The sequence below is a fragment of the Flavobacterium bomense genome (assembly GCF_003970355.1).
Genome location: NZ_RYDJ01000033.1, coordinates 1 through 2795, shown reverse-complemented (window position 1 = coordinate 2795; position 2795 = coordinate 1). Strand labels below are relative to the sequence as shown.

Sequence of the window (2795 nt, the reverse complement as noted above, 5' to 3'; positions counted from 1 at the left end):
CCCCCAAAAAAAGCAATCAAAACATCATAAATATTTGGGGATGTTCTCGCCAGTAATTCAGATTGGGTTTCTTTAAAAGGACTTAAATAAAAGTAAGTTGTTGAGACTACTAAACTAACGATTGTAGCTATTATAAGGTTTTTTAAAGATTTTTTTACCAATTCAGAATCATACATTCCGAGTCCAAAGCCAGCACCAATGATTGGCCCCATCAATGGAGAAATAAGCATTGCACCAATAATTACGGCTGTCGAATTTACATTCAACCCGATCGAAGCGACTACAATGGCGCAGGCTAATATCCATAAGTTTGAACCTCGAAAAGAGATATTAGATTTTACATTTTCTAAAACTTTTTGTTTGTCTTCTTCTCCAGAATGAAGGTCGGTAAATTTTAATATTTTATAAATCATTCTTTTTAATCGTTTTTATTAAAAATTGTTTGAGTCTTCTAAAAATTAATAATTCTTTAAAAATCAATCAAATATACTAAATAATTTCCATTTACAAACGGTTACAAATAGTTACAACCGAAAGTAAATAGTTATCAACCGAATAAAGTTTTTGAGCTGTCGCATCTTTGCCCTGTTGATTTGAACGAACAATTCAACAAACTATATATAAACAATTTAAATTTTACACGCCATGAATGCAATGAAAAACACAGTACAGTTAATCGGAAACGTAGGGAATGATCCAGAAATCAAAACTTTTGATGGAGGAAAAAAATTAGCCAATTTAACCATCGCTACTAACGATAGTTACAAAAATGACAAAGGAGAAAAAGTAGAACAAACCGAATGGCACAAAGTCGTTGCCTGGGGGAAAACGGCCGACCTTATCGAAAAATATGTGACCAAGGGCCTCCAAATCGGAATCGAAGGAAAATTAACCCACAGAAGTTATGATGATAAAAACGGTGAAAAGAGATACATCACAGAAATAGTTGTGAATGAATTATTACTTTTGGGTAAATAGTTTAACTGAAATTTTTATATAAAAAATGCCCTCTCAATATAGACTGCCCCCAAAAAGTTAGACACTATTTGGGGGTATTTTTATGGAAAGAAAAGTCAAGTATGATTACACATTTAAACTTGAATGTGTAAAATTAGTAGTAGAGAAACATTATTCTTGGGACTATGTTTCCGCTCAAAAAGGTTTAAGTAGATCTAATATTCGTAAATGGGTTGGATTTTATAAAGAGTATGGTGCCATTAGTTTGTTACCAAGAAAGAATCAAAGTTATTCGTTAGATTTTAAATTGAAAGTATTAAAAGCAATTGACAAAGATTTATTGTCTTTGCGCGAAACAAGTATAAAATTTAATATCCCCGATACAAGTATTATTGTAAAATGGAAGAAAGATTTTGCTAATTTTGGTTTAGTAGGCTTATACCCAAAAACCAGAGGCAAACCAAAATCTATGGATACCAATAAACGTAAAAAGAGAAAATCCGACAAACCACTAACAAGAGAAGAAGAACTTCTTTTAGAGAATGAAGCATTGCGTTGTGAGAACGAATTGCTAAAAAAGTTGCAAGCCTTAATTCAAGCAGAAGAGAAAGCCAGAAAGCGCAAGTCATAATGGAATTAAGGCATAAATTTGATTTGAATTTACTTTTAAATCAAACCAATATGGCACGGAGTAATTTTTACTATCATCAAAAAAAGGTTAAATCAGCCGATAAATATCAAGTGATGAAAGAGTTAATAACATCCATTTATCACAAGCATAAAGGACGTTATGGATACAGACGAATTACTGATGAACTCAATAGCAAAGCAATAATTATAAATCATAAAACTGTTTTAAGATTGATGAAATTATTAGGGCTAAAAAGTTTAATTAGAGTAAAGAAATATAAATCATATAAAGGCGAACAGGGTAAAATTGCACCAAATATTTTAGAGAGGAAATTTAAAGCAACCGCACCAAATCAGAAATGGGCAACCGATATAACCGAGTTTAATGTCTCTGGTCATAAATTGTATTTATCGCCTATTATTGATTTATTTAATCAAGAAATAATCAGTTATGAACTCACAGAACGACCAGTGTTTAATCAAGTTGTAATGATGTTAAATAAAGCTTTTAAGAAAATACCAAACAATACAAACCTAATTCTACATTCAGATCAAGGCTGGCAATATCAAATGAAAAGATATCAAAATCAATTGAAAGAAAAAGGTATCATACAAAGTATGTCTAGAAAAGGAAATTGTCTGGATAATGCAATTATTGAAAATTTCTTTGGAATATTAAAATCTGAGCTGTTTTATCTAAAAAAATACACCTCAATTGAACAATTAAAAATGGAAATCAAAGAATATATAAACTATTATAATAACGACAGAAGTAAGTCTAATTTAAACAAAATGAGCCCGATAAAATATCGAGCTCATTATTATCAAAATTAATTATAAATTTGTCCAAACTTTTGGGTTCAGTCTAATTTAATCAGGCGTTTTTTTTTTTGTTTTAATTTCTAAAATTTGAATTTAAAACAAATTTTGTTATGAGACCCTTTGCCGAATTTTATATCTAGGTATTTAAACTTCTACAATAGTCTCCATCATGAAAAAAACTCAAGCTCGATAATTAGGTTAAATATTTTATTTTATGATTTGAAATATGCCTATTTGTAGGTATTGTAGATGTGAAAATTTAGAGTGTATTTTACAAAGTTAAAATTAACAAAAAACAATTTAAATTTTAAAACTATGAAATAAATAAATTTTTTAATTGCCTCTTTGTCTGTTTGGGATTGTGCAAAACCATTACACAAACCTTG

General features: G+C 29.6%; 4 protein-coding genes. 3 read left to right on the top strand and 1 reads right to left on the bottom strand.

Features of this window, described 5'->3' with window-relative positions; genetic code table 11:
- The coding region (locus tag EKL98_RS15225) for a DUF389 domain-containing protein (protein ID WP_199740717.1) at positions 1-413 on the bottom strand (413 nt) is incomplete at its 3' end.
- A gap of 232 nt (positions 414-645) precedes the next feature.
- Here EKL98_RS15225 and EKL98_RS15220 point away from each other — a divergent pair.
- The 3 genes from EKL98_RS15220 (at position 646) to EKL98_RS15210 (ending at position 2421) form a co-directional block, all read left to right on the top strand.
- Positions 646-978 carry a single-stranded DNA-binding protein gene (locus tag EKL98_RS15220; RefSeq protein WP_126563066.1) on the top strand — a complete coding sequence of 111 codons (333 nt, stop codon included), beginning with the start codon at positions 646-648 and terminating at the stop codon, positions 976-978.
- Positions 979-1060: 82 nt separating this feature from the next.
- Positions 1061-1588 carry a helix-turn-helix domain-containing protein gene (locus tag EKL98_RS15215; protein WP_126563065.1) on the top strand — a complete coding sequence of 176 codons (528 nt, stop codon included), beginning with the start codon at positions 1061-1063 and terminating at the stop codon, positions 1586-1588.
- Complete coding sequence (locus tag EKL98_RS15210) at positions 1525-2421, top strand: IS3 family transposase (RefSeq protein ID WP_126563064.1); 897 nt, start codon at positions 1525-1527, stop codon at positions 2419-2421. The genes EKL98_RS15215 and EKL98_RS15210 overlap by 64 nt, the downstream gene beginning before the upstream one ends.
- Positions 2422-2795 lie beyond the last annotated feature (374 nt).

Bases quoted from the DNA above. Each gene is read 5' to 3' on its own strand.
- EKL98_RS15220 (WP_126563066.1), top strand. From the start codon at position 646: ATGAATGCAATGAAAAACACAGTACAGTTAATCGGAAACGTAGGGAAT.
- EKL98_RS15215 (WP_126563065.1), top strand. From the start codon at position 1,061: ATGGAAAGAAAAGTCAAGTATGATTACACATTTAAACTTGAATGTGTA.